Origin of the sequence: Deinococcus misasensis DSM 22328, from assembly GCF_000745915.1 — a bacterium.
Lineage (GTDB): Bacteria > Deinococcota > Deinococci > Deinococcales > Deinococcaceae > Deinococcus_C > Deinococcus_C misasensis.
Window position 1 is genome coordinate 78,908 of record NZ_JQKG01000014.1, and the last position, 25,639, is coordinate 104,546.

A 25,639-nucleotide genomic window follows, 5' to 3' on the forward strand; every position below is an offset into this window, starting at 1 on the left:
TCAGAGGCGGTACCTGTCGATGACGTTTTTCAAGCGGCTGGCCCAGTCGCCGAGGTGACGGGCGGCCTGCTGGTTGCTTTCGCTGGCCTGCAGGTTTTGTTCACTGGCGGTCTGGATGTTCTGCATGGCCAGAGCGATTTGCTCCATGCCATAAGAGTGCTGTCGGACCGAACCGGCAATCACCTGTGCGGAACGGGCTGCATGTTCAATGGCGTCTGAAAGTTCGTTGATGGTGTGCTCCAGAGACTGAATGGACTGCACGCCCCCATCCACCACCCGCGTTCCCCGCTCGGTGGCCATCACGGCTGCGTTGGTGTCCCTCTGGATCCCTGAGAGGATGGTCCTGACCTGTGTGGTCGCAGACTTGGACTGCTCGGCAAGGTTGCGGATTTCTTGGGCCACCACCACAAAACCCCGCCCGTGCTCTCCGGCCCGGTGGGCTTCGATGGCAGCATTCAGGGCCAGCAGGTTGCTCTGGTCTGCAAGGTCACGGACCACTTCGATGATGTCGCTGATTTGCTGGCTGCTCTCCGAAAGGGTCAGGATGTGGTTGCTGATGCTCTGGACCTGCGTGCGGATGTCCTGCATGTCGCGGATCATGTTCTGGGTGGCCTGTGCCCCCGAGACCGCCACCTGCTGGGCTTTCTGGGCGTTCTGGCTGACGGTGTTGGCCATGTCCACGGCCTGATCGCTGGACACGCGCACCTCTTCCACCGTGGCACTGGTTTCGGTGACGGCAGCAGACTGCTCGTTGATGCTGGCCCCTTGCTGTGCAGAAGCGGCTTGCAACTGCATGGACGCCGAGGCCAGATTGTGTGAAGCCTCCTGCACCTCCTGCACCAGAGAACGCAGGTGATCCAGCATGCGCTGGAAGGCATTGCCGAGCTGGTCCTGTTCGCCCATCGATTTGAGGGTCAGGCTGATGTCTCCAGAGGCGATGCTGTCTGCCACTCTGGCCATGTCTTTCTGGTGGTGGGTCATGCGGTCAAAGGCCCTGACCAGTGCCCCGAGTTCATCCTGGGTGGCCAGAGGAAGCTTCACTTCCAGATTGCCCATCGACAGGTCATTGGCGGCTTGCGAGAGGGTTTTGATGCGCCCTTCGATCAGCAGGCGGATCAGCACAATCAAACCAATGAACAAGACCACCAGAATGATGCCCGTGGCCACCACCGTCTGAATCAAGTGTGCAGAGTACACCTCAAGGTCACCCAGGCCCTGTCCGGCCAGCATGGTCCAACCAAAGCCCGGAAAATCCGAGTAACCGCGGGAGGTGTACCATCCCACCAGCCCATCCCCGTCGCCTGTGGGGCTCGGGGCTTCTCTGGCCCCTTCGGTTTTTTTCAGGTCCACCCCCATGCGGGCCACCAGACTGTTGGTCATGAAATCCATGGCTTCGGGGCTGTGCAGCGTGTAGCCTTGTTTGTTGACCACCCCCACCCCCAGACTGCTGATTCCAGCTTGTTTGCCAGCCACTTCAATTTCATCCATGATGTGGATCGCCGAGTCCCAGTTGAACCGGGTGGTCCACACCCCCACCACCCGTCCCGATTCATTGCGTATGGGTGCACTGAAAGTCAGGGCGAGGGCTTTGTCCGGGCCATACAGGGTTTGCAGGATGGGGTCTTCCTTCAGGTCTTCAAGGTGCACGGGTCGGGATTGGGTGCCAATGGCGAGGGCCGCTTTGAACCACCCTTCACCAGAGACATCCTGTCCGATGAACGTTGCAGCTCTGGGAAGTGGCTTTCCAGAGGCGTCCTGGGTGTTGATGGCGATGATTTTTCCGGAGCGGTCTGCCACCACCATCAGGCTGTAAAAAGGGGCGTACAGCTGCATGCTGGTGTTGATGAGCCCGATGATCGGAACCGGATTCATGGATCTGGCTGCAGGCGTGCTGGCAAACGACTGGATGTCGGTGTAGCGCTCAAAGAGGTTGCGGTCCAGTTTGTCCATGCCGTTGAACGCCACTTGCTGGATGTTTTTCTTGCCCTGCTCCACAAAAGTGTCGTGGGTTTGCTGGATCAGCACCCACCCGGCCAGCAGGGCCATGACCACCACGGTCAGCAACCCGAGCAGGGTGACTTTGTTGAACACGCTCCATGTTTTAAATGACCTCATGGTTTCCTCCGGGTGAAGCAATGGATGGCATGGATTGGAAATGCTGCAACAACTCTGGAACATCCAGCACGGTCACGTGGGCATCCCACACCCCACGGATGCCGGGCCTCCCCGAAGTGGATCTGGACAGCTGTTCTGGCACATCCACCACCCCGTGCACCTGCTGAACCTGCAAAGCCACTTTCTGGTTGTGGGTCAGGCACACCACCACCATGTGCCCGGCCTGAACCTGCGGGCGGTGCCCCATCAGGGCGGAAAGGTCCAGCACGGCAAGCACATGTCCTTGCAGGTTCACCAGTCCAGCAAGGGTTTCTGGTACACCCGGCAGGGAAGTCAGGGCAGGTTTGGTCCGCACCACATCGATGTGCTGTAAAGGCAGGGCATAACGCTCGGGGCCAGCCTCCACCAAAAGCATGGGGTTGCCCTGAGGTTTGCGGTCTTCATGCAGTGGGAGGGCCAGTTGGGCTGCTCTGGCTTGCAAAAGGTCTTTTTCATTCATTCTGGTTCCCCTTCAGGCGGGCAAGGGTGTGAAACGTGGCAGAACGCAATTCCTGCACGGTCAATTCGTCTGAAAGCACCTGCTCTGGAGGCAGGGCCGCCAGCACCTGCTGCAGGTGTCTGAGCAAGGCCAGAGCCCGCGTGGGTTGCTGTCGCCCGATCCACATCTGGGCCAGCCTGAACACCGCCAGAGCGTCCTCGGGATGCAAAAACACATGTTGCCTGAGGGCTTCCAGGGTCTCCTGTGGTGCAGAGGGAGTGGCCACAGGACCCAGGAGGACAGGTGGAACGGGTTGAACAGGGGCAACCTTTTGGACGCTGGGAACCCCTGTTTTGGCGGGAAGCACCTGCGCTGTTTGTGCAGGCGGCACAGCAGGACACTGTGAAAGGGCTGGGAAAGTGCGCCAGAGCATGCCCAGAGGATGCGCATGAGGATGAAAACCTGTTTGTGGCTCTGGCAGCGGATCGGTGGCCCCCAGCATCAGAAATCCATCGGGTTTCAGACGCCGGGCAAATTCGCGGTACACCTGCTGGGCGCTCGGGTTGGAAAAATACAGGGTGACGTTCCGGCACAGGATCAAGTCCAATTTGTCCAGAGCATGGAGACCTGCCCCAAAATCGGCTTTCCATGGCATCTGTTTGAGGTTCAGCACCCCGAAATGCACATGTTGCTTCAGGGGATTCATGATGTGCCACAAATCCCCATAAGTCAGAAAACAGGCTTCCCGCACCTCTGGGGGCATGGTCCTGAAAGACCACTCCCGGTATTTGCCGATGCGGGCTTTCTGGATGGCGTCTGGATGCAGGTCCGTTCCCAGAACCACCGCGTCAGGCCGTTTGCTTTCCCGTTTCAGCAGGATCGAGAGGGTGTAGGCTTCCTCTCCAGTGGAACATCCAGCAGACCAGACTTTCAGAGGACCAGAGCGCTTTTGCAACTCGGGCAAAATGTGGGTGCGCAGTTGCTGCATCTGCTGCTCTCCCCTGAAAAAGTAGGTTTCGTGGATGGTCAACTCCTGCACGAAACCCTCCAGAAAAGCCCGATCAGGCTGCTCAAGCAGGTCTTTGACCACCCCTGCAAGGTCTCCAGAGCTGCGTTTTTGCAAGGTACGCCGCAGGGTGTGGTCCTGCGCCCGGCCCATTTGCAACCCACTGAGCTTCTCGATGCGCTCCAGCAAACGTTTCAGAAGGTCTTCAGGGATGGGCAAGGTCATGCAGACTCCCACAATGCAGAAGGTTGAAAAAACTCGGGCCTGAGGACCGGGGTGCTGCCTTCAGGTGTGCGAATGATGGCTTCGATGGAACTGTGCTCCTGATAACGGATGGGAACAAAATCCGCCAGAGGCACCTCCAGAAAGTCCAGCACCTCATCCACCCACAGCACGAAAGCCGGGTTGCCTTTCAGAAGCAAAAGCCTCTGGTGGACACTCGGGCTGTTTTCAGGAAAGCCCAGTTTGCGCCTTGCGCTGACCACAGGAAAGAGGGTTCCAGCCAGATTGATGGCCCCAACCACATCCTGAGCATCCAGAGGGGTGAACAGGGCCATGCGCATGACCCGTTCGATTTGACCCAGAGGCAGCATGTACCGCTGGTCACCAACCCCCAGATGCAGCACCCCGAGGTTCATGTGTTGGGCCCCTGAGGGTGGGCTGGCCACTCGGCAACAAATTGCGCAAGGCCAGCACGCGTTTCGGCCCACAAACGGCCTCCGTTGGCTTCGGTGGCCACCCGCAAGAGGGGCAAACTGACCCCTGCCCCGTACCACTTGTGGGACAGGCTGGGACTGTACAGCAAAGGGTTCATTTCTTCGGGCAGGATGCGGCTGTGGGGGTCTTGCAAGGTCAGACGCACGTGGTTGCCTTCCAGTGAGAGGTTCACATGGATGGTGCTCTGGTCTGGGGCGTGTTTCATCATGCTGATCAGGGCACTTTGCAGGGCCGCGTACATCACTTTGCGGTCCAGCAGCACCTGTACACCTTTGACTTCAGGCTGGATGTTCAGGTCGAAATGCTGTTGCCTGAGGAGCATTTGAAGTTGCAGACCGTCCAGCACCTCCGCCAGAAAATGCCCAATGCGGGTGGGAACCGGGCGCACCTCGGCCTGATGGGTTTGCAGGCGCAAAAACTCCTGATACTGACCCATGATGTCCAGCAACATGGTTTTGGCATCTCTGGCATTGCTCAGCAGTGGACGCAGGTCGTCCAGAGACCGGGATTCTGCAGCCATGTCCACGGCCAGACCCAATGCGGAAATGGGGTTTTTCAGGTCATGGGCAAACACCGCAAAGAAATCCAGTTGCACCTGACGCAGCAACTCTCTGGCTTGCATGCCCTGCCGGAATTCCCGGGCATGGTTCAGGGCCTGCATGAAAGCGGGAACGTCTTTGCCTTGCAAATCAAAATCCCCTTTGGACAGGTAGGCATCTGCACCCATGCTCAGGGCTTCTTGCAAGCCTCTGGGGTCTTTCCCGGAGAACACCACCACCACCACACTCTGGTTGATGGCCCGGATCTGCTTCAGCACCTCCAGTCCACTGCGTTCTTCCAGGTTGAGGTCCAACACCACCAGTTCAAACTGGCTGATCTCTGGGAGGTGTTGCAGGGCTGCAGGCACCGAGGCGGCCTCGATCACCTCTGCACCGTCATGCTTGAGGGTGTGGCGCAAAAAAGACCGCACCAGACTGGAATCATCGACCAGCAAAACCTTTTTCCATGGCTTCAGGGGTGTGCTGTGCAGTTTGAGGTCTTCAGAGAGGTGTTCCAACTGGTCGGTGCGGATCACCTGATTGCGCCCGAGGCGTTTGGCCTGATAGAGGGCAGCATCGGTGTTTTCCACCAGTTGGGCTGCAGAGGTGTCCAGACCCGTGAAGGTCTCACCGACCCCCAGCGAAAGGGTCACCACGTGGTGGCTTTCTGAGGTGGGGTGGGGAAGGGCAGCGTTCAGCACGGCCACCCGCAGGTGCTCGGCCAGTTGGGCCGCTTCCTGCAAACCTGCATCCGGGAGCAGCACCGCGAATTCTTCACCGCCGTAACGGGCCAGCAGGCTCTCTGGAATGAAAGTGCTTTCTTTTTCAAGGGTGTCTTGCAGGATGCTGGCGATTTTTTTCAGGCACTTGTCTCCCTCAAGGTGCCCGAGTGCGTCGTTGTAGCGCTTGAAGTGGTCCACGTCCAGCAAAATCAAGGACACTTTGCGCTGCTCCTGCAACCAGAGGTTTTGCAGTTGCTGGTCCAGTTGCCTGCGGTTGGCCACGTGGGTCAAGGGATCGGTCAGGCTGAGGCGCTCCATGTGGGCGTGGCTGTCTTTCAGGTTCTGCTCTCTGGAACGGCGTTGAATCAGCAGTTCACTGAGGCGCAAAGCCCCCTTCACGCGGGCCACGAACTCCACAGGATCGGCGGGTTTGGACAGAAAATCACTGGCTCCAGCATGAAAAGCCGCTTCCAGATCTTCCTTTTCTCCCCGACCCGTGATGATGATCACCGGAATGTCCTGCAACTCTGGGAAAGACCGGATGTGCCTGAGGGTGGCGATGCCGTCCATGCCGGGCATCATCAGGTCCAGCAAAATCAAGCGCACCTGATCGCGCACCTCTGGATCCTGCAAAGCCTGCACAAGGCCCTCTCCAGAGTCTGCGGTGTGCACATCTTCGATGCCGGCCTGGGCCAGCAGGGTGGTCAACATGCTGCGGATCAAACGGCTGTCGTCAATCACCCACACACTCATGCCTGTTCCTCCAGCAAAGCAAGGGCGGTTTGCACCAGTTCAGAATGCTCGGGGATGCTCTGGTTCTCCAGAGCGACCTGTAAAAAAGGGGTGGGTGCGGCTTGCGCGGCATCATGGACAGTCACGATCACTCCAGAGGTTTGGCGTTGGGACAATTCGGTGAGCACCTGCACGGTGGCAGGGTCTGTGCTCTGGCCGATCACAAAAAGGTCTGCATGGGTGGTCAAAAGGTCTTGAGGGGCGTGTGCAAATTGCACAGAGAAACCGGCTTCCAGCAGCAACCACGCCTGATGCATCCTTGCGGTCATGGAAGGGTCGTGGATCAACACGTGTTTGGCCTGAACGCTTGAGGATGTGGATGCTGTTTCTGCGTGGGTCTCTGGTTGCCGTGTTGCAGGTTCAGCAGGGGTGTCCTGCCAGTGTTCCAGCAGGGTCAGCCAGTGGTTTAAAGGTTGAGGTCTGCTCTGGGCTTCTCCAGCGGTCAGGCACATGGCCCGCACCTCATCGACCACCTGAAGGAGCACACTGGCCTGCTGCTCGGTCAGGGCTCTGGGTTTTTTGCGCAAGGCATCGAGCACATCTTCAAGGGCATGGGTGAGGGTCTGGATGTCTTGCAAACCCATCATGCCTGCACTGCCTTTGATGGTGTGGGCAGCCGTGAACATCCTGCGGACCACTTCCGGGTCTTGCAGGTGTTCGAGTTTCATCAGACCCTCTTCCAGAAGGTTCAGGTTGTCTTCTGCTTCCAGCTGAAATTCCTGCAGAAATGCACGCATGTCCAAAAAAGGGCCTCGCTTCTCAGGTGATCCTGAAGACAGGTCGAACAAGACAGACCAAACGGGTCATGTTTCAGTATGACCGATTTTTCCACAGGGTTTGCTGTGTCCCTGTGGAGGCTCTGGTGGCTTCCAGAGGTGTGTTTCAGCTTCCAACAGACCCCGGTCATTTTTTTGTGACATTTCCTACATTAAACTGAGGGCATGCAAGATCCGGCCCGTCACAGCTTTGATGCCCCCAGCATCCACCATGTCACTGCCGCCTTTCACAGCTGTACCCGGTACTACGAGGCCCTGCGTGCCCACCGCGGATTTCGCATGATGCCGCCCGAGATGGCCGACCAGCTGGACCTGTGTGTGCAGGATGTGCAAGATTCTCTGGCCCGTCTGCAAGGCTGTCTGGACTCGGGCCGCATGACCCCCGAACTGCTGCAGGAAGCCCATGCTTACGTGCAGTGCCACATGGACATGGTGATGGACCTGTTCACGGGCCTGAATGGGCTCTCGGGCGTCCAGAAGAACTGAATGTTGTCCTGAGGTTTTCCTCAATCAAAGAAAAAACCGCCCGAAGGCGGCTTTTCATGGATGCTGGGTTCAGGGGAAGGTTTTGACCTGAACCATGGTGCTGCCACAGGGGCAGTTTTCATCTTCTGTGAAAGACACAAAGGTTTTCCCGACACCATCGGTGATGGTGTCGGCACTGTAAGCGTCGAGGTTCAGGTTGCTGTTGAGGGCATCTCCAAACTGCACCCAGGTGCTGCCATCCCAGCTCTTGGCCAAGAGTTGACTGGCAAGCCCGCTTTCTTCCCAGACCACCACGGGCTTCCCATCGGGTTTGAGGCTAACATTGGGTTCGTAGCCTGCATTGAGGGGATCCATGTTCAGGGATCCACCCAGAGCAGTCCAGACGCTGCCTGCATCATCCCAGCGCAGCACCTTGACCTGATCGTCTTCAATGTAGGCCAGGGTCACTTCGCCTGTGGGACCGACGGCCAGAGAAGGCTCGGTGCCATCTGCAGACCCATCCACAGATCCGGTTCCGAGCAGGTCCCAACTGCTGCCGTTCCAGTGCTTGACGAAAACGTCCTGGGTGGAGCCATCCAGGTTGTCTTCCGCCCAGGTGACATAAGGGTTGCCTGCAGGATCGGTGGCGATGTCCGGCAACCCTGCATGCATGCTCGGGTTAACGTTCAAAGACCCTCCCAGCAAAACCCATGAAGTTCCATCCCATTCTTTGACCTGAACCTGATCGATGCCACTGCTGTCGTCTGGCTCAGACCACACCACCATGGGCCTGTTGCTGGCATTCAGGGCCACCGCAGGATCTGTGGCAGAATTGCTTGGCACCATGTCCACAGATCCAAGGGGGATCCAGTCGGCTGCCACAGGATCGTATTGCTTCACATACACATCGGATTGGTTGGTGAAAGGATCGCTGAGTTCACTCCATGCCACAGCAAACTGGTTGGCGTCTTTGTGGGCAATGCTGGGTGATTCAATCAAGAAGGTCTGGATCAGGTTGGGTTGTGCTGACACCTCAAACCAGTCGTTGCCATCCCATTGCTTGACCAGCAGGTCTGTGTAGAGTCCATTGAACTGGGTGTAGGCCACCACAGGATGACCTGCAGCATCCAGAGTGATGGAAGATTCACCGCCTGATGCCGAAAAAGCCTGATTCAGGGGAGCACCCACCCGTTTGAATTCCTGGTCGTTCTGTCCGAAGGCCAACTGCATGGTGAAGCTGAACGGATTGTTGGCCGGATTGCTGGGGTCGGTGTCGTAACGGATCGAGAGCGTCAGAGGAGCACTCTGTCCGGGTTCCAGTTTTTCGGAGAGGAAGTAACTGTGGCCCTGAGGAATCACTTCCTGAAAGCCTGTGGGTGCATCGATGGGAAAAAAAGCAGGATCAAACACAGGGTAAAAGGGGGTGGCATCCAGATCCTGCAGGTACTTGAGGTTGTAGCGGTCAAAGTACATGGCAGGACCGGTTTGAAGGTCGACGGCCCTGCTGGGAACACTGGTGCCATCAAACAACCACACCCCGGTGAAGGGGGTTCCTGAAATGGTGGGCTTGCGACCCAAATTGTTGTCTGGATCGGCGTCATCCACCAGTTCGACGGGGGTGATGTACAGCCGCTCGATGGAAGTGGAGGAGTTGTTGGTGATCACAAAATCAGCCTGCACCCATCTTTTGTTGAGGGTGCGGTCGGTGAGCGCCTCCACATTCAGGAGGGCGAGTTGCAGGCCGTTCACTTCCGCAAGGGTCTGTTTGGTGATGGAGGTCTGGCTGCTGACCACCCCGAGTTGCCCCGTGGGTTTCTCCAACCCGATGTTGTTGAAGTGGACTTCCACAATGCTGCTGGGTTTTGCCTGGGGTGGAGGTGGAGGGGTCACTCTGGCGCAGGAAGCCAAAAGAAGTGAAAACAGCAAGAGCATGTTTTTTTTCATGGGATGTCCTTGTTTGGAATTCATGTGGGATTGATGTTGACAGGGCTTCCCAGCAGGGTCAGCGCTTGCCATTTGCCGGTTTTGTGCAGGATGGGACGGGTGTAATGGTTGACAGGGGTGTGGCTCTGGGGGTTTCCCTGATGGGGGAGGGTGGCTTCAGTGTGTGAATTCAAAGATACAGCAGGTGTCTTCATCAAAAAGCCTCTTTCTGTCAGAAATGTCACGGGTAAAATAAAGTTTACCATCATGGTTTTGTGCTGTCTGTCCAAAATTCCCATGACTTTGCCAGAAAGTGCACAATTCAGAGGCATTTTGTGTTCTGTGTGCCAGACCGATTTGAATTTGAACCGGATCCAAAGATGATCCACTGTACACCGTAAGCGCTTTCGGTTATAATCTGCAGTATGTTGAACAAAGAACACTATCCTTCCCCGGAAGTGGTTCCGATTCACTACGCCACCCCCTCCCAATTGCGTCTACTTGGGTTGTGTGAAAACGGACTTGAGCCCATCGGCACCGTTGATACCAGAGGAAAAACCGTTCCCCTTTACCTGATCAGTCAGGCTTTCCCCGAGCGCACCCCAGTTCGATACTGATTTCATCGGTCAGGCACCAGAAGCCTGACTTTCATGGCCAAAAGCATCCACACTGAGCGATTTCGTGTGGATGCTTTCTTTGGATACACAAACCTTCAAGACTGTATTGTTGTAATCGCTTACAGAAGATAACTCGGATCGCTGGTGCATCAGACGGCTCCTCCCTTTTCGGGGTTCGGCCTGCGGTGCTCTGGTTCCATCCTTGCTGTTGTGGCATACTCGACTCCCGCACTTGAAGGAGGCAACATGATCTGGACCGAACGCACCCCGACCCCTGAGGAATACCGGGAACTCTGCACCGCAGTGGACTGGCAAAACGTGATGAATTTTGATGTGGCCCCCGAGGCCCTGAAAGCCTCTCTGTACAGTGTGGTGGTCCACAACCCTGAAGGCCAGATTGCTGGTATGGCCCGTGTGGTGGGTGATGGGTTCATCTACTTTTACGTGCAGGATGTGGTGATCCACCCTGCCTTTCAGGGTCAAGGACTCGGGCAGGCGTTGCTTGGGCGTGTGATGGAATGGATTCAAAACCACGCCCCAGAGAAAGCTTTTGTAGGTCTGTTCTCGGCACAGGGCAAAGAAGACTTTTACCGCAAGTTTGGCTTCGAGAACCACGAGGGTTTGACTGGCATGTTCACGGTGGTCAAACCGGGTCACTGAGCAAAAAGGGTTAGAATGCCCACCATGCGCATTGCCACCCTCACTTGCTCCAACACTGAAATTCTGGCGGCTCTGGGATTTGCCGATCACTTGTGTGCTGTAGACAACCACTCCGATTTTCCAGAGGAGGCTTTACAGGGCCTCCCCAGACTGGGACCGGACCTGAGCATCAACATGGCGCTTTTGCAGGAATTGAAACCGGATCTGGTGTTGGCAAGCCATTCGGTTCCGGGCATGGAAAAAGTGACCGCCCAGCTTGCGGAAACGGGCTTGCGGTATGAAATTCTGGACCCCACCTCGTGGTCCGGGGTGCTGGAAAGCATCCGTACAGTTGGGCGTGTTCTTTCCTGCATAGACCGTGCTGAAACCCTGATTCAGGACATGCAAAACGAAATCCAGAGCCTCAGGGAAAGTCTGCCTGCTTTTGAGGCCCCTCCAAAAGTGATGGTGGAATGGTGGCCCCGTCCGGTGATTGTGGCCACACAGGATTCATGGATCACCGACATGCTGCGTCTGCTCGGGGCAGAGAACGCTTTTTCCCATCTGGAAAAGCGGTCCAGTCCGGTGACCGACCAGCAGGTCATCGAAGCAGCCCCGGAACTGATCGTGTGCTCGTGGTGTGGGGTGAAAAAACTCCGGCCAGAGGTCATCGAAAACCGCAAAGGCTGGGAGCAGATTCCGGCCATCCAAAACCAGAAGGTGGTGTGCATCCCCGAGTCGGGGCTCGGTCGTCCGGGGCCACGCCTCATGGAAGGGTTCAGGGCTCTGGCAGAGGTGCTGAGAGAGGGATTTGCCCAACCTGAAGCACCTGCAAGACCTGTGCAGCCACACTGAGCGCAATCACTGCAGGGTCTTTTGAACGGATGCCTTCAAGACCCACCGGAGAAGTGATCCGGCCCAGAGCTTCTTCTGAAAACCCTTCTTTTAAAAGGTGCTGCCTGAAGTTCTGGCGTTTCACTTTGGATCCGATCACCCCGATGAAGGGAAAATCTGGTCGCTTCAGGGCCATTTCCAGCACCGCAAGGTCGGTGGCATGGTCGTGGGTGAGGATCAGAACCAGCGTTCCTTCAGGCAAATCCAGCACAGTGGCCTCTGGAATCGGGACGTGATGCCTGTGAAGGGTCGCTCTGGACGCTGGAATCTCTGGAATCTGGTTTTCCCGGCTGTCAAAAAGCTGCAGGGTGATGGGAAGTTTGCTCAGATGAAAAGCCACCCCCTGCCCAATGTGCCCAAGGCCATAAATGGCAACCGTAGGCTGCTGAAACTGGATCACCTCGTAAAGCAGGGTGACTTCCCCTCCGCAGCATTGCACGGTGTGGGCCGGGGTTTCTTTCTGGGTGAGCCTCAAAACTTCGGTCACGGGAGCCTGTTCGCCAGAGGCCAGCAAACCTCGGGCTTTCTGGATGGCGTGGTGCTCCATGAAGCCCCCTCCCAAGGTGTGAAACGCCTCTGTGGTGGTGACCAGCATTTTCACCCCTGCCTGTTGTGGCGCGTGTCCCCGGACGTGCAGCAAGGTCACCATCACGGTGTTTTCTCTGGCCTCAGAGAGGCGTTTCAGGGTCTGGGTCCATTCAGCCTGGAACATGCGCCTTCTTGCGTGCTGCAGCAAAGAAACTGACTTCAGGGGTGATGGGGGAGGGGACATCGGTAAACTGTCCGGTGTGCTGGAACAGCGCATCCTTGAGGGCTTCCCGCACGGCGATTGCCAGCATTAAAGGGGGCTCGCCAACGGCTTTGGATCCGAAGACCACCCCCTCCTGAGGGGTGTTTTCCAGTAGGTGCACATGGAAGTGCTCTGGGGCGTCCATCAATGTGGGCAGTTTGTAAGTCGAGGCGTTGCGGGTGGCCAGTTGCCCAGCAGTGTTCCAGCGCAGGTCTTCCAGCGTGAGCCAGCCCATTCCCTGAATGAAGCCCCCTTCAATCTGGCCCCGGTCAATGGAAGGGGTGAGGCTTTCCCCCACATCATGCACGATGTCCACCTGACGGACGTGGTGCATGCCCGTCAAAAGGTCGATTTCCACCTCTGCAACACAGGCCCCATAAGAAAAATAAGCGAAAGGTCGCCCATCGGCTTTTTCTTTGTTCCAGTGGATGTCTGGCGTGGCATAAAAGCCATCGCTGAACAGTTGAATCCTCTGGTAATAGGCAGCTTTGACGGCTTCTTTGAAGGTCCAGACGGCCTGTCCGTTGTGCCAGAATTGACCGTCTTTCAGGGTCAGGTGGGCTTTTTCGACCTGAAGGTACCGTGAGGCCACGTCCAGAAGCCGCTCTTTCAGGGTGTCACAGGCATTTTTGACGGCTCCACCATTCAGGTCAGAGCCTGTGGAAGCCGCAGTCGCAGAGGTGTTGGGCACCTTGTCGGTGCGGGTGGGCATCACCTTGATGTGCGTCTGGTCAATGCCCAGAGTGCGCGCAGCAATGGCCTGAATTTTGGTGTGCAGGCCCTGACCCATTTCGGTTCCGCCGTGGTTCACCTGCACCGATCCGTCCTGATAAATCAAAACCAGAGCTCCGGCCTGATTGTACGCCGTCATGGTGAACGAAATGCCGAATTTGACCGGAGTGATCGCCAGACCTCGGATTTTGTGCTTGCTGCTCTGGTTGAAGGTGTTGACCTCTTCAGAACGTTTCAGGTAATGGCTGCGCAGCAAAGCTTCGTTCCAGACCCGCTCCAGTTTCCATGCGTCCGTCACCTGCTGGCCGTAATGGGTGAAGTCCTCTGGGGTGTAAAAATTCTGCTGCCTGACCTGATGCGGAGGCAGGCCCAGCGTGCGGGCCACCCGGTCCAGAATGTGCTCGATCACCACCATGCCCTGAGGACCCCCAAAACCACGGAAAGCGGTCTGGGAGGTCTTGTGGGTCTTGCACACCTGCCCGGTCACCTGCATGTGCGGAATGAAATACGCATTGTCCGAGTGAAAGAGCGCTCTGGACACGATGGGCTCTGAGAGGTCCAGACTGAAACCCCCATCGGCGAACAGGTCCAGTTTCAGGGCTTGCAGGGTGCCGTCACTGTCAAATCCCACCTGATAACGGGCATGGAAGGGGTGCCGCTTGCCGGTCAGCGTGGTGTCCTGTGCACGGCTGAGGCGCACCAGCACCGGTTTCCCGGTCAGCTTTGCCCCCAGAGCCGCCACCGAGGCGTAAGGGTTGGACTGCGATTCTTTGCCGCCAAAGCCCCCACCCATGCGCGTACACTGCACGATCACTTCGCTTCTGGGAACCCCGAGCACGCGTGCCACGATGTCCTGCGTTTCGCTGGGGTGCTGGGTGCTGGAATGCACGAACAGGGTTCCGCTTTCGTCCAGCTTGGCGAAACTGGCGTGGGTTTCCAGATAAAAGTGCTCCTGACCCGAGATGTCCAGTTCTCCGGTCAGCAGGTGCTCGCTGTTTTCCAGTGCCTGCAGGGTGTTGCCTTTTGCCATCTGGATGGGACCGCTGTGAAAGCTCTCTTTTGAGATGGCTTCTTTCAGGTCCAGAACGGGTTCCAAGGGCTCATACTCCACCCGCACCATTTGCGCCCCGAGGCGGGCCTGTTCCCGACTCTGGGCCAGCACCCACACCACTGCCTGTCCTGCATATTCGATCAGGGAAGGGAAAAGAGGCTCATCCCGTCTGGAAATTCCGGTGTCGTTTTCACCGATCACGTCTTCAGCGGTCAGGATTTTTACCACGCCAGCGGCTTTCTCCGCCAGAGAAGTGTCAATGGAGAGCACTCTGGCATGCGGATGGGGAGCCTGCACTGGGTAGGCATGCAGGGCGTGAGGGTGGTCTTTCAGCAGGTCCTCGGTGAACTTGGCGGACCCGTCCACATGGAGCCACGCGCTTTCGTGTTTGCTCATGCCATCACCCCCAGATGGGTTTCAAAGTACCCCTCGATCAGTTTCAGGGTCACGGCTTTGCGGTATTCCTTGCTGGCCCGGTGGTCGCTGAGGGGATTCAGGCTGGCGTCCAGCACCCGTAAAGCATCCCTCAGGGCATCCTGTGGTTTCTTGCCGAGCATCTGGTCTTCAGCCTCTCTGGCCCGGATGGGGGTGGCTGCCACTCCGCCCAGAGCGAGCCTTGCAAAAGCAACCAACCCATTTTCCACACGCACATCCATCGCCAGAGCCACCGAACTGATGTCGTCGTGGTGGCGTTTGGTGGCTTTGAAAAATTCCAGTGTGGCCGGAATTCTGGCAAATTCGATGGCCTGCAACAGTTCTCCTTGCTGCAGCAAGGTGGTGCGGTATCCGGTGAAGAAATCCTGCAAATCGGCGGTTTTTTCACCTTGCAAGGTGGCAACGATGACCTTTGCATCCAGAGCCAGCAGCAACGGAGCAGCGTCCCCAATCGGTGAGGCCGTCATCAGAGACCCCCCGAGGGTGGCCCGGTTGCGGATCAACCTTGAGGCGTAACGGTCCAGCCATGAGGTTTTCAGGTGGGCGGGCACCAGACTTTCCAGTTCGCTGAGGGTGACGGCTGCACCCACCCGGTGTCCGGTGGGTGTGGAAAGCAGCACTTTCAACTCTGGAATCAGGTTCACATCAAGGTAAGCCTCTGGACGCACATCCCGCTGGTTGTATTCCACGATGGCGTCGGTGCCTCCGGCCAGCACACGGGCTTGTGGGTGATCTTGCAGCCACAAAAGGGCTTCCTGCAAACCTGCCGGACGGTAAAAGCGGGCAGATTCCAGCGTTTGGATGTTCGGAAGTTGAAGCTGTGAGAAACGGTCGGGGGTGTGCTCGGGCAGGCTGAGGGCAGCGTCGCGGATGGCCCGGTATCCGGTGCAGCGGCACAGATTCCCCGAGATGGCCTCCAGATCAAACGGCCTTTCCCGGTAGTACTCCGAGAACATGCCCATCACAAAGCCGGGGGTGCAGTACCCGCACTGGGAGCCGTTGAAATTCACCATGGCTTCCTGAACCGGATGTCCCCCCAGACCTTCTGCTGTGAGGACCGGATAATCCACCACGCTTCCGGTCAGGGTCAAACAGGCGTTCAGTGGGGTGTAAGGGCTGCCCTGAGCACTGGCAGCCTGCACCACCACTGCACACGCGCCGCATTCCCCTTCTCCGCAGCCTTCTTTGCAACTGGTGTACCCGAGGTCGCGCAGGGTGTGCAGCAGGGGAACGGTCAGTTGCTCTGGGGCCAGAGGGTGATCATGTCCGTTGACCCGCAGTATCAAACCGGATGTGTTTTGGCTGGAAGCTGGAAAATTGCCCTCGTTCATACACCACGTGTCCTCTCACAAAGTTGTATAGCACTCTACCCTTTAGGCCATGAGAAAGATAGGGGCTGAGCCGGTGCCGATCATGCAATTCGTGTTTCTCCAGCACTTTTTCTTGCAGGTCCAGCAAAGCAAAATCGGCATCAAAACCCACAGCAAATTTGCCTTTCCCCTGAAAATTCAAGATGCTTGCAGGATGCTCAGAAAGCAGCAGCGAAGCCTCCTCCAGAGGAATCCCAAGCGTCAAGAGCACGGAGAGGGTGGTTTGCACACTGGAAATGCCCCCCCACGCACGGGCAAAGTCTCCGCGTTTCATCTCTGGTGGGGCAGGGGAGTGGTCTGAGCCAATCACATCCACCCAGCCTTTCTGCACGGCTTTCAGCAGCATTTTGCGGTCCACCTCGGGTCTTAAAGGAGGGGCGCATTTTAACAGGACCCCCTGTTTTTGCAGGTCCTCTTCATTGAAGAACAGGTAATGGGGGCAGGTTTCGATGCTGACTCTGACCCCCTGCTCGCGGGCGTTTAAAGCCAGCATCACCGCCTCAATGTTGGAGAGGTGCACCAGATGCAGGTGACAGCCGGTTTCTTTGGCCAGTTCCAGAGCGATGCTGACCGCACTGTTTTCCGCAAGCGTGGGTCTGGAACTGGTGAAATCCTCAAGTCCGCGGTACGCCCCGAGGTGCTGCGGGTCCTCGGCATGCACGGCCACCAGAAGCCCCAGAGCAGCAGCGGTTTCCATGCCTTTGTGCAGCACCCCCACCGAACTGTTCTGAAACTCCGGGAGGCCAGAGTCCGACATGAAGGCTTTGAAGCCCACCACGCCTCCCTCGGCCAGTTCAGGCATCTGGTCGAGATTGATGGGGGTCAGGCCACCCCACAGGGCGTAGTCTGTCTGGGACTGCCCCATCGCCTGCTTTTTGAGGTCCAGACTCAGGGCATCCAGCGTGGTCGGCACCGAATTGAGGGGCATGTCCACGAAAACGCACCCTCCACCTGCTGCAAAAGCTCTGGACCCTGTGAAAACCCCTTCCCAGTGGGTGTTCCCCGGCTCATTGAAGTGCACATGCATGTCGATGACCCCAGAGACCAAAGTCAGGCCGTCTGCATCCAGCACCACACGGGCCGGGTCCAGAATCGGCTCGGGAGAGATTAAGGTGATTTTCTCGTCCTGCACTCCCAAAGAAACACTTTCACCAGAGGGAAGAATGGCATTCTGGACCAGCAAATCGTACATTTAAGACCCCCGATACGTGCTGTAACCAAACGCGGAAAGCAACAATGGCACATGATAATGCCTGCTCAGGTCCGTGACCGTAAAGCGGATCGGAACCATGGTCAAAAAGCCTCCAGTGATGCCAGCGGCGTTGTGGTACTCCAGCACATCAAATTCCAGCTCGTAAGTGCCCAGCGTCAACTCCTCTGGAGAGAGCAAAGGTGCACCTGTGCGGCCATCCTGATTGGTGGAGGTTTCTTTGAGCAGTTCCCGGGTTTCTCCCAGACGGTACAGCCTGATCACCAGACCTTCTGCTGGGGTCCCGAGGGTCAAATCCAGCACGTGCGTGGTCAGACCGGCCATGTGACCTCCTCATCGGCGTAGAGTTTCACCCGGTTCAGGTGGTGTTCGGCGTCTTCAAGGTAAAAGCTGCGGGTGATGCCATCAATCAGGCGCGGAATGGCGTACTTCATGCTGCTGATCGAGGCCCCACTGAGGCCCATGCTGGCCGTCGCACCAAAAGAGAAGTCGTACAGGTGCTTCAGGGGAGGGCAGGTCCCCGGCCGGTTTTCCTGAAAAGCATAATCCTGAGACAGGTAAGGGTAAGTGGCTGCCACCCCTCCTGCCAGAGGATGTTTTTCTCCCCACGTCAGGATGAAATCGCGAAACAGCTTGAACTCGGGGCGCACTTTGGGATTCACCTGAAAGCCCGTGCCGAAAATCACGAAATCAAAGCGCTCCTCTCCCTGATCGGTGGTGACCACCACCTGACCGTCCTCAAAACGGGCCGATTGCCAGTTGCACCCTGCATGAAGCGCAAAAGCCGGATGGTTGCGGGTGCGGGCCACATTGTCCTCGGTGGGAGGCTGAGGGGCCAGCAGAAATTGCAACCACTGGAGTTTCAGGTCATCGGGCAGGTCGGCGGTGTGCTTCAAAAACCCGGTGAACTCAAAAAACCGGTAGTAATTGACGTTTGGAAAGGACTTCTGGCGCATGTACAGGTCCACCCGTGCTCCAGCTTCCAGAGCGCTTCCGGCATTGTCAAAGGCACTCGCACCTGCCCCGAGCACCCCCACCCGTTTCCCGGCAAGGGCATCAAAATCAATCTCCTCACAGGTGTGGGCGTAATGGGACCTCGGGATGGAGGCGACATACTCGGGGCTTTTCCAGAACCCCGCCCCACCCATTCCGGTGGCCCACACCACCCGTCTGGCCCGGTGGGACTTCATGCCCTCGGGGGTGCGGTAAACCACCTCGAACCCTTTGTCCAGAGGGATGATTTTTTGCACTTTGGCATGGTTTTCCATGGGCACCTGCACCATCTGGCGGTACCAGCGCAAGTAGGCCATCCACAGGTCACGCGGAATTTTCCCCATGCTCTGGTACGCTTCCTCAGAGAAACGTGCCTCGAAATACGCCTGAAAGGTCAGGGAAGGCAAACCCAGATCCGGTCCGGTCAGGTGCTTGGGGGTGCGCAAGGTGCGCATGCGGGCAAAGGTCTCCCACACCCCCTCCTGCCCCTCGGGATGCTCATCCAGCACCAGAATGCGGTTCACCCGCTCACGCAGCAAACCAAAAGCGATGGCCAGACCTGCCTGACCTCCGCCGATGACCAGCACATCCAGCACCCCCGGCGTTTCAGGAATCCAATCTCGGGCCGGATAACGCAGCAACTCCAGGTCCTTTTTCACCCGTTCTTCCAGTTCAATGAGTGTCACTTCAGCACCCCCATCAAGCGGTGAAACACGATGCGTTCAATCTGCCTGAGGGCCTCGCGGCGCTCAGAGTCTGCGTCTCCCATCGACCTCAGTTCAAAGGCCTCAAGGATGGAATCCACGGTGTGGTCTTTGACTGCAATGATAAACGGAAACCCGAAGCGGCTTTTGTATTGGGTGTTCAAATTCTGGAATTTCTCGAAGCGCTCAGGGTCCAGACGGTCCAGACCTGCACCGCTCTGCTCTTCCAAAGAAGCGTCCGTGAGTTTCACTCTGGTGGCGAGGTCTGGGTGGGCACGGATCAAGGAAAGCTGCTCCTCCAGAGCAGCATCCTCCAGCACCAGATGAAAGGCCCAGAGCACCCCCTCTGGGTCTTTGAAGGGCAGGTAATGGGCTGCCCTTTCCACCACCCAGGGGGAATGTTCAAACAGCCATCCCAATTCACGGACAAAAGCCACGCGGTCCAGCGTTTCGAGGGTTGCAAAGTTCAACATCTCGTGCTCCTTTCGCCCGAACATCTCGGGAGGGAGTGCATCTTGAACTTCAGAAGGCGGATTTTTGACGGGGGCAAGAGGGCTTTTTGGGCGGGGAAACGCCAAATTTAAGGTAGTTTAGGGGGTGGGGGAGGGATTGTCAATTGAGGCCGAGGGCAGAGGGCCGAGAGCCGAGGGCAAAAGAAGCCAAGGCGAAAAGCAGAAGGCTGAGGGTGAACAAGAGATGCCGAGGGCCGAGAGCCAAGGGGCGAGGGCAAACTGAGCTTTCGCTTTGGCTTACAGGGCGAGACAAGCCTCGCCCCTACAATGCCTTTTGCCCAAGCTGTTTTTTGCCCTCGGCTCTCGGCCCTGAGCCCTCGGCAAAGGCGAGGCTTGCCGAGCCTTTCACACCTCCCCCAGATCCTTCAGCACCCCGGCCAGCACCTGCACCCCAAGCAAGATGTGCTCTGGGCTGGCGTATTCGTCTGGCCTGTGGCTGATGCCGTCTTTGCAAGGAATGAAAATCATGGCATTCGGTGCGATGCGGGCCATGAACAGGCTGTCGTGGTACGCCCGAGAAACCATGTTCTGATAAGGAATGCCCAGCTTTTCACAGTTCATCTGGATGGTTTTCACCAGCATGGGGTCTGAGGCACAGGGCGGGTCTTGATTGAGCATTTCCACTTCCAGCCTGATGCCCCGTTTCTTGCAGATGTCCTCTGCGGCCTGCATCAAGGCTGAAAGCACCCGGTCCCTTCTGACTTCATCAATGTCCCTGAGGTCCACCCCGAGTTCCACCTGAGAGGGAATGCTGTTGATGGCGTTCGGATGCACTTTCACCAAGCCCACTGTGCCCACGGTGTCTGGTCCGCCGTGGTCCTTGACGGCCTGTTCGATGCACAGGGCGATTTCACTGGCTGCCAGAAAAGCATCTTTGCGCTCTGGCATGAGGACTGCACCTGCATGGCCCCCCTGCCCTTTCAGGTGCAACTTGAAGCTGCTGGGGGCGGCAATGGCCGTGACCACCCCGATGGGCAATCCGGCTTTTTCAAGGTTGGGCATTTGCTCGATGTGCAGTTCCACAAAAGCAAAATAGTGGTTTCTGGAGAGGGCCACGCTGCTCAGATCCCCAGAGAACCCGCCTTCCAGACGTGCATCTTCAAAGGTCATTCCCTGCTGGTCTTTCAAGAGGATGGCCTGCTCTGGAGTGAGTGCCCCAGACAGCATTCTGGACCCGAGGCACCCCACCCCAAACCGTGTGGGCTCCTCTGCGTTGAAAATCAGGAGTTCGATGCTTCTTCTGGGCTGAAACCCCGAGCGTTTCAGGGCACGCATGGCCTCAAGGCCTCCCAGTACCCCCACTGTTCCGTCATATTTCCCGGCGTGTGGGATGGCATCCACATGGGACCCCGTGCCCACTTTCGGCAGCCTCGGGTTTTTGCCCTCAAAGGTCGCAAAAAGGTTCCCGATGGCATCCTCCCGCCACGAGAAACCCGCCTGTTCAATCAGGATTTTCAGGTAAGTGCGGGCTTTCTGGTCCTGTTGTGCCCACAAAATCCGGGTGACCGAAGGGGGCGAAGTGTCGCTGAAGGTGGAAAGCTCCTCCAGTTCTTGCATCAGTTGATCGATGTTGATGTTCAGGTGGGTCATTTTTTCCTCTGGTTGGGGAGTTTGGAGTTCACAGGGAAATGGTGTGGGAGGGGATGGGGTAAGGTCTTGTAGGGCAAGATTCATGGAAGAAGTGTGTCTGAGATGGCTTGTGAAGGTGAGGTGGGCTAGATCTCGTTGACCATTTCTAGCGGTTGGGCGAGGCACGCCTCGCCCCTACAGGCTGATCTGGAATTCCTGCCTTTGGGCGCAGCACGCTGCGCCCCTACACAATTGCTTTGAGCATTTATGCCGTGTGGAACATGATGCTCTCGGCTCTCGGCTCTCGGCTCTCGGCTCTCGGCAAGACTTGACAACCACTGTCAAAATCATCCATCGCGTTTTCCACCTCTACAAATACGGATGCCGATTCACATCCTTGTAAATCAAATACCCCGAGACCCCATTGGACGCGGCAAACCACTGCGGGCAATATGGGGCCATGTAGATCACGTCTCCGGCTTTCACGGCATGGTGGTCTTCATGCAGCAGGTAAATGCCTTCCCCTTGCAGCATCACCAGACCGTGTTCCATCACATGGATTTCCACGAAGGGCAAACTGACTCCGGTGGGGTAGGTCATCACGTTGACGGCAAAATCAAAGGCCAGATCGCTTGGCAGGAGGGTTCTGAGTTCGATGCGGTCCTCGCCGGGCAAAGGTCCGACCTGCACCTCTGCAACATTGCCCACCACCAGAGCGGGAGCAGGCACCTGATCGAGGGTCACGTAGGGCTTTTCAATCACGGTCAGTTTGGCGAGGTCTTCAGAGTACACCTGATGGGCAAGCTCTGGGGGCAGGTAAGCGTAACCTCCTGCATCCAGTGTGTGGGTGTCTGGACCCACCGAAAGTTTGACGGTTCCGCCATGCACGTACACGAAACGGCTGAAGCCTGCAGGCACCTGTCCGAGGTTTCCTGCGGCCTGCATTTCTGCGGTGTACTGGGTGAATTTTGCTCCCAGATGGGGTGAGATGTGGACAATCGCGGTGCAGTTTCGCATGCCGGGCAGGAGGGCGCGCACAAAGGCGTCCGGGGTGTGCAGGGTGTAGTGGGTCCGAATTTTGGAACGGGTGAATCCCAGATGTTGCATGTGTCACCTCAAGATGTGGTTTAAAAACTGTCCAGAGGCTTTCAAAGCAGCCTCGACATCCTCAAAAAGCACGGTTTCGTCAGGGTGGTGGCTGATGGCGTTTGGAGACCGGACAAACAGCATCGAGACATCGGTGACCTGTGCCATCACCATGGCATCATGACCTGCGCCACTGGGCAAGGTGAAGGCTGGAATGCCGCAGAAATCGCAGGCTTCCATCAGGCTTTCCATCAGGCGGTCTTCGCAGATCACCGCTTTCTGGTCCAGAGGAAGTTCGTGCTGCAGGCCCAGTTTGCGTTTCTGGGCGATCATGTGGGCTTCGTGGAGGAGGTCTTGCACAGCCTGCAGGCGTTTTTCATCGGACAGGTGCCGCACGTCCAGACTGCAGGTGACCTGACCGGGAATCACATTGCTGGTGTTGGGTTTCACGTCCATTTTGCCCACGGTGGCCACCAGTCCCGGATTTCTGAGGGCGTAATCTTCTGTAAACGCAACGAATTCTGCCGTTCCAGCCAGAGCGTCCAGACGCATCGGCATGGGGGTGGTGCCTGCGTGTCCGGCCTGTCCCAGAAAAGTGATGTTCAGGCGGGACTGGCCCACAATCCCACTGACCACCCCAACCGGCAGTTTCCTTTCAGCAAGCACAGGTCCCTGTTCGATGTGGATTTCAAAGTACCCCAGCAGTTCTCTGGGTTCGTAGGCCTCCAGAGGAATGCGGTTCTGGTCAAGGCCCCATTTGAAGAGGGTTTCCGCGAGGCTCTGGTTGCTGGCGTCTTTGCGTTTCAGCCACTCGGGCTGGAAGGTGCCAGCGAGCACACTGGAGCCCAGAAAAGGCTGCTGGAAGCGCACCCCTTCTTCTTCGCTGAAGGCCACAATTTCGAGGTGGTGTTGCAGGTCTTCTTCTGAAAGCTTCCCTGTCAGAGCAATCCCCATCAGGACACCCAGAATGCCGTCGTATTTTCCAGCGTTGGGCACCGTGTCGATGTGCGAGGCCACCATGAAGGTTCGGGCTTTGGGGTTGGAACTGCGTTTGACAGCACGCAGGTTCCCGATGGGGTCGGTCCTGACTTCCAGACCCGCTTCCTGCATCCATTCGGTGAGGTAACGGTGCACGGTGCGGGTGGCTGGAGACAGGAACAAACGGTGAATCTGCCCGGGAACATCCGAGCAGTGGGAGAGCACTTCGCAGCGCTGCAGGATCTGTGCGGTCAGGGCTTTGGCGTCCATGGTCAGTCCAGCATCCTGTAGCCCGGCAGGGTCAGAAAGTCGGTCAGGGGAGAGGTGCTGGCCACCGTCCAGAACAGCTCTGCTGCCTGCTGGTACTTCTCGCCCAAATGGGACAGTTCTTCTTGCAGGACCTGTTTCACCAGACTTTCTGTGATGGTGCGTCCATCTTCCAGTTGGGCCTGATGGTGCATCCACTGCCAGACCTGTGCTCTGGAAATTTCAGCGGTGGCGGCGTCTTCCATCAGGTTGTTGATGGGTGCAGCCCCGAAACCCGAAAGCCAGAACCACAGGTACTGGATGCCCACATTGACATTCAGCCTCAAACCCGCTTCGGTGATGGTGCCCTCAGGAACGGTGAGGAGGTCCTGTGCAGTGATCTGCATTTCTGGGATCTTTTCAAGCTGGTTGGGGCCGGGCATCAGGCGATCAAAGACCTCCAGAGCGACAGGCACCAGTCCGGGGTGGGCCACCCAGGTTCCGTCGTGACCGTCTCCAGCTTCCCTTTCTTTGTCCATTCGGACCTGCTCGAAGGCCCTCTGGTTGGCCTCCTCATCGTTTTTGACGGGAATGAAAGCGCTCATCCCACCCATGGCGTGTGCTCCGCGTTTGTGGCAGGTCTGGATGGCCAGTCTGGAATACGAGCGCATCATGTGGGTGTTCATGGTGACTTTGCCCCGGTCTGGCATCACAAACTTGGGGTGGTTCCGGAGTTTCTTGATGGCACTGAAAATGTAGTCCCAGCGTCCACAGTTCAGGCCCGCCGAGTGCTCACGCAGTTCGTACAGGATTTCTTCCATCTCGAACGCGGCGGGCAGGGTTTCAATCAGGACCGTGGCCCGGATGAATCCCCTTTCCAGCCCGAGGCGGTCTTCTGCGAAAGTGAACACGTCGTTCCAGAGCCGGGCTTCCAGATGGCTTTCCAGCTTGGGCAGGTAAAAGTAAGCTCCGGTGCCGTTCGCTTTGAGTTGCTGGTGGTTGTGGAACAGGAACAGGCCAAAATCAAACAGGCTGCCCGACACCTCCACCCCAAAAAACAACAGGTGTTTCTCGTCCAGGTGCCACCCTCTGGGACGCACCAGCAAGGTGGCAGTCTGGTCATTCAAACGGTAGGTTTTGCCTGCCCCTTCAAAGGTGATGGTTTTGCAGACAGCGTCACGCAAATTGATCTGCCCCTGAAGGCAGTTTTCCCAGGTGGGGCTGTTGGCGTCTTCAAAATCTGCCATGAAGACTTTTGTCCCGCTGTTTAAGGCATTGATGACCATTTTGCGGTCCACCGGTCCGGTGATTTCCACCCGGCGGTCCTGCAAATCTTGCGGTGCAGGGCGCACCTTCCATTCCGAAGTGCGGATGTGTTCGGTCTCGGGCAAAAAATCAAAAAGGGCTCCAGCGTCCAACTGGACCTGGCGTTCTTCACGTTTTTGCAGCAATTCCAGCCTGCGGGCATTGAACTGCACATGCAGGGCCTGCAGGAATTCCAGCGCTTCAGGGCTTAAGATCTCACGGAAAGCATCAGGTGTCTGGGCCAGTAAGGTCATGTTCCCCCTTTTCGTGCTGGCGGGCCTCTGCGAGGTAACTGTAAATGCTGGCCCGCGAAAGCCCCAGCCGCTTGGCGACCATGGGAATGGCTTTTTGAATTTGAAACAGTCCACGCCGCTCCAGAGCCACACACAACTGCTGTTTTTCGGCTCTGGACAGCCGGTCCAGAGGCAGACCCAGTCTGCGCTCCTCATCGTTCAGCACACTGTGGATGGTTTCGCTGACCTCTAAGGGAAAACTCTGGCTTTGCAGTCCGGGCGGCTCTGTGCCCGCCAGTTCCTGCAGCACCGTGAGGGCCACCCTCAGGTCGGTCACGTCAATGTTGATGCACAGTGCGCCAAAAACCTCCCCCTGTTCATCCCTGAGTGGCAAAGTGCTGGTCTTGATGATCCGCCCCTCTGGGGTGCGGTTCACCACATTCAGTCTGGATTGTGCGAGGTTCCCTTCTTGCATCAGGGAAAGCACATTCGGACTGACCGGACTGCCAATTTTGCGTCTGGTGACAGAACCCGAGATGGCTTTGACGCTGTGCTCGGGATCCTGAAAATCATGCAGCACCACTTCGGTATGGGAACCCAGAGTGGCGGTCAGGCCATCCAGCACGGACTGGAGGGCATGGAAGGTGGTCAGGTGCGCAGGGTTGGGGGCAGGCTTGCGTGCCATGAGACAGTCTACGGCCCGGATTGACAGGTTGTCAAACCTCTGGACAGGTTGTCAGGT

General features: G+C 57.3%; 24 protein-coding genes. 4 read left to right on the plus strand and 20 right to left on the minus strand.

Annotation, left to right across the window (positions count from 1 at the left end):
• From Q371_RS25630 to Q371_RS11105, 6 genes are read right to left on the minus strand one after another with little or no spacing between them, the layout of a single operon-like run.
• Entirely contained in the window at positions 1-2,115 is a 2,115-nt protein-coding gene (locus tag Q371_RS25630; RefSeq protein ID WP_169743831.1) for a methyl-accepting chemotaxis protein, read from the minus strand.
• Positions 2,102-2,614: a chemotaxis protein CheW gene (locus tag Q371_RS25635; RefSeq protein WP_051964106.1), complete on the minus strand. Its 513-nt coding sequence runs from the start codon at positions 2,612-2,614 to the stop codon at positions 2,102-2,104. Before Q371_RS25635 ends, Q371_RS25630 begins: the two co-directional genes overlap by 14 nt.
• A complete protein-coding gene (locus Q371_RS25640; protein WP_051964108.1) occupies positions 2,607-3,824 on the minus strand; it encodes a CheR family methyltransferase in 1,218 nt (405 codons plus the stop codon). Before Q371_RS25640 ends, Q371_RS25635 begins: the two co-directional genes overlap by 8 nt.
• Positions 3,821-4,237: a chemotaxis protein CheW gene (locus tag Q371_RS11095; protein WP_051964109.1), complete on the minus strand. Its 417-nt coding sequence runs from the start codon at positions 4,235-4,237 to the stop codon at positions 3,821-3,823. The genes Q371_RS25640 and Q371_RS11095 overlap by 4 nt, the downstream gene beginning before the upstream one ends.
• Complete coding sequence (locus tag Q371_RS25645; protein WP_051964112.1) at positions 4,234-6,330, minus strand: response regulator; 2,097 nt, start codon at positions 6,328-6,330, stop codon at positions 4,234-4,236. Before Q371_RS25645 ends, Q371_RS11095 begins: the two co-directional genes overlap by 4 nt.
• Positions 6,327-7,106 carry an Hpt domain-containing protein gene (locus tag Q371_RS11105; protein WP_034340331.1) on the minus strand — a complete coding sequence of 260 codons (780 nt, stop codon included), beginning with the start codon at positions 7,104-7,106 and terminating at the stop codon, positions 6,327-6,329. Before Q371_RS11105 ends, Q371_RS25645 begins: the two co-directional genes overlap by 4 nt.
• A gap of 204 nt (positions 7,107-7,310) precedes the next feature.
• On the opposite strand from Q371_RS11105, the gene Q371_RS11110 reads away from it, so the two are divergent.
• Entirely contained in the window at positions 7,311-7,631 is a 321-nt protein-coding gene (locus Q371_RS11110; RefSeq protein WP_034340333.1) for a hypothetical protein, read from the plus strand.
• A gap of 69 nt (positions 7,632-7,700) precedes the next feature.
• On the opposite strand, the gene Q371_RS11115 is transcribed toward Q371_RS11110, so the two are convergent.
• Positions 7,701-9,554 carry a PLL family lectin gene (locus tag Q371_RS11115; protein WP_157442651.1) on the minus strand — a complete coding sequence of 618 codons (1,854 nt, stop codon included), beginning with the start codon at positions 9,552-9,554 and terminating at the stop codon, positions 7,701-7,703.
• 20 nt (positions 9,555-9,574) lie between these two features.
• On the minus strand, positions 9,575-9,748 hold the full coding sequence (locus Q371_RS26965) for a hypothetical protein (RefSeq protein WP_157442652.1): 174 nt from the start codon (positions 9,746-9,748) through the stop codon (positions 9,575-9,577).
• A 210-nt stretch (positions 9,749-9,958) separates the two neighbouring features.
• Here Q371_RS26965 and Q371_RS11125 point away from each other — a divergent pair, with 210 nt between their 5' ends.
• The 3 genes from Q371_RS11125 to Q371_RS11135 all read left to right on the plus strand — a co-directional run bounded on the left by Q371_RS11125 (position 9,959) and on the right by Q371_RS11135 (position 11,644).
• On the plus strand, positions 9,959-10,150 hold the full coding sequence (locus tag Q371_RS11125) for a hypothetical protein (protein ID WP_034340342.1): 192 nt from the start codon (positions 9,959-9,961) through the stop codon (positions 10,148-10,150).
• 246 nt (positions 10,151-10,396) lie between these two features.
• Complete coding sequence (locus Q371_RS11130; RefSeq protein ID WP_034340345.1) at positions 10,397-10,810, plus strand: GNAT family N-acetyltransferase; 414 nt, start codon at positions 10,397-10,399, stop codon at positions 10,808-10,810.
• Between the two features lie 24 nt (positions 10,811-10,834).
• Entirely contained in the window at positions 10,835-11,644 is an 810-nt protein-coding gene (locus Q371_RS11135; protein WP_051964129.1) for an ABC transporter substrate-binding protein, read from the plus strand.
• On the opposite strand, the gene xdhC is transcribed toward Q371_RS11135, so the two are convergent.
• The 12 genes from xdhC to Q371_RS27730 form a co-directional block, all read right to left on the minus strand.
• Positions 11,568-12,395 carry a xanthine dehydrogenase accessory protein XdhC gene (xdhC, locus tag Q371_RS11140; protein WP_034340348.1) on the minus strand — a complete coding sequence of 276 codons (828 nt, stop codon included), beginning with the start codon at positions 12,393-12,395 and terminating at the stop codon, positions 11,568-11,570. The two genes, Q371_RS11135 and xdhC, sit on opposite strands and share 77 nt — an antisense overlap.
• Entirely contained in the window at positions 12,382-14,652 is a 2,271-nt protein-coding gene (gene xdhB, locus Q371_RS11145; RefSeq protein WP_034340351.1) for a xanthine dehydrogenase molybdopterin binding subunit, read from the minus strand. Before xdhB ends, xdhC begins: the two co-directional genes overlap by 14 nt.
• Entirely contained in the window at positions 14,649-16,022 is a 1,374-nt protein-coding gene (locus Q371_RS11150; RefSeq protein ID WP_051964115.1) for an FAD binding domain-containing protein, read from the minus strand. The genes xdhB and Q371_RS11150 overlap by 4 nt, the downstream gene beginning before the upstream one ends.
• Positions 15,952-17,253: an allantoinase AllB gene (gene allB, locus Q371_RS11155; protein WP_034340354.1), complete on the minus strand. Its 1,302-nt coding sequence runs from the start codon at positions 17,251-17,253 to the stop codon at positions 15,952-15,954. Before allB ends, Q371_RS11150 begins: the two co-directional genes overlap by 71 nt.
• On the minus strand, positions 17,254-17,595 hold the full coding sequence (gene uraH / locus Q371_RS11160) for a hydroxyisourate hydrolase (RefSeq protein WP_034340357.1): 342 nt from the start codon (positions 17,593-17,595) through the stop codon (positions 17,254-17,256).
• The gene (locus tag Q371_RS11165; RefSeq protein ID WP_034340359.1) at positions 17,583-18,950 is read right to left on the minus strand and encodes an NAD(P)-binding domain-containing protein; all 1,368 of its coding nucleotides are present in this window, start codon (positions 18,948-18,950) and stop codon (positions 17,583-17,585) included. Before Q371_RS11165 ends, uraH begins: the two co-directional genes overlap by 13 nt.
• Positions 18,947-19,441 carry a 2-oxo-4-hydroxy-4-carboxy-5-ureidoimidazoline decarboxylase gene (gene uraD / locus Q371_RS11170; protein ID WP_034340361.1) on the minus strand — a complete coding sequence of 165 codons (495 nt, stop codon included), beginning with the start codon at positions 19,439-19,441 and terminating at the stop codon, positions 18,947-18,949. Before uraD ends, Q371_RS11165 begins: the two co-directional genes overlap by 4 nt.
• A gap of 384 nt (positions 19,442-19,825) precedes the next feature.
• The gene (locus Q371_RS11175) at positions 19,826-21,070 is read right to left on the minus strand and encodes a M20 family metallo-hydrolase (protein ID WP_034340363.1); all 1,245 of its coding nucleotides are present in this window, start codon (positions 21,068-21,070) and stop codon (positions 19,826-19,828) included.
• 348 nt (positions 21,071-21,418) lie between these two features.
• A complete protein-coding gene (allE, locus tag Q371_RS11180) occupies positions 21,419-22,156 on the minus strand; it encodes a (S)-ureidoglycine aminohydrolase (RefSeq protein ID WP_034340365.1) in 738 nt (245 codons plus the stop codon).
• A 3-nt stretch (positions 22,157-22,159) separates the two neighbouring features.
• Positions 22,160-23,383: an allantoate amidohydrolase gene (locus Q371_RS11185; protein WP_034340368.1), complete on the minus strand. Its 1,224-nt coding sequence runs from the start codon at positions 23,381-23,383 to the stop codon at positions 22,160-22,162.
• A gap of 2 nt (positions 23,384-23,385) precedes the next feature.
• Positions 23,386-24,918: a malate synthase A gene (gene aceB, locus Q371_RS11190; RefSeq protein WP_034340371.1), complete on the minus strand. Its 1,533-nt coding sequence runs from the start codon at positions 24,916-24,918 to the stop codon at positions 23,386-23,388.
• On the minus strand, positions 24,893-25,582 hold the full coding sequence (locus Q371_RS27730) for a helix-turn-helix transcriptional regulator (RefSeq protein ID WP_051964118.1): 690 nt from the start codon (positions 25,580-25,582) through the stop codon (positions 24,893-24,895). The genes aceB and Q371_RS27730 overlap by 26 nt, the downstream gene beginning before the upstream one ends.
• Positions 25,583-25,639 lie beyond the last annotated feature (57 nt).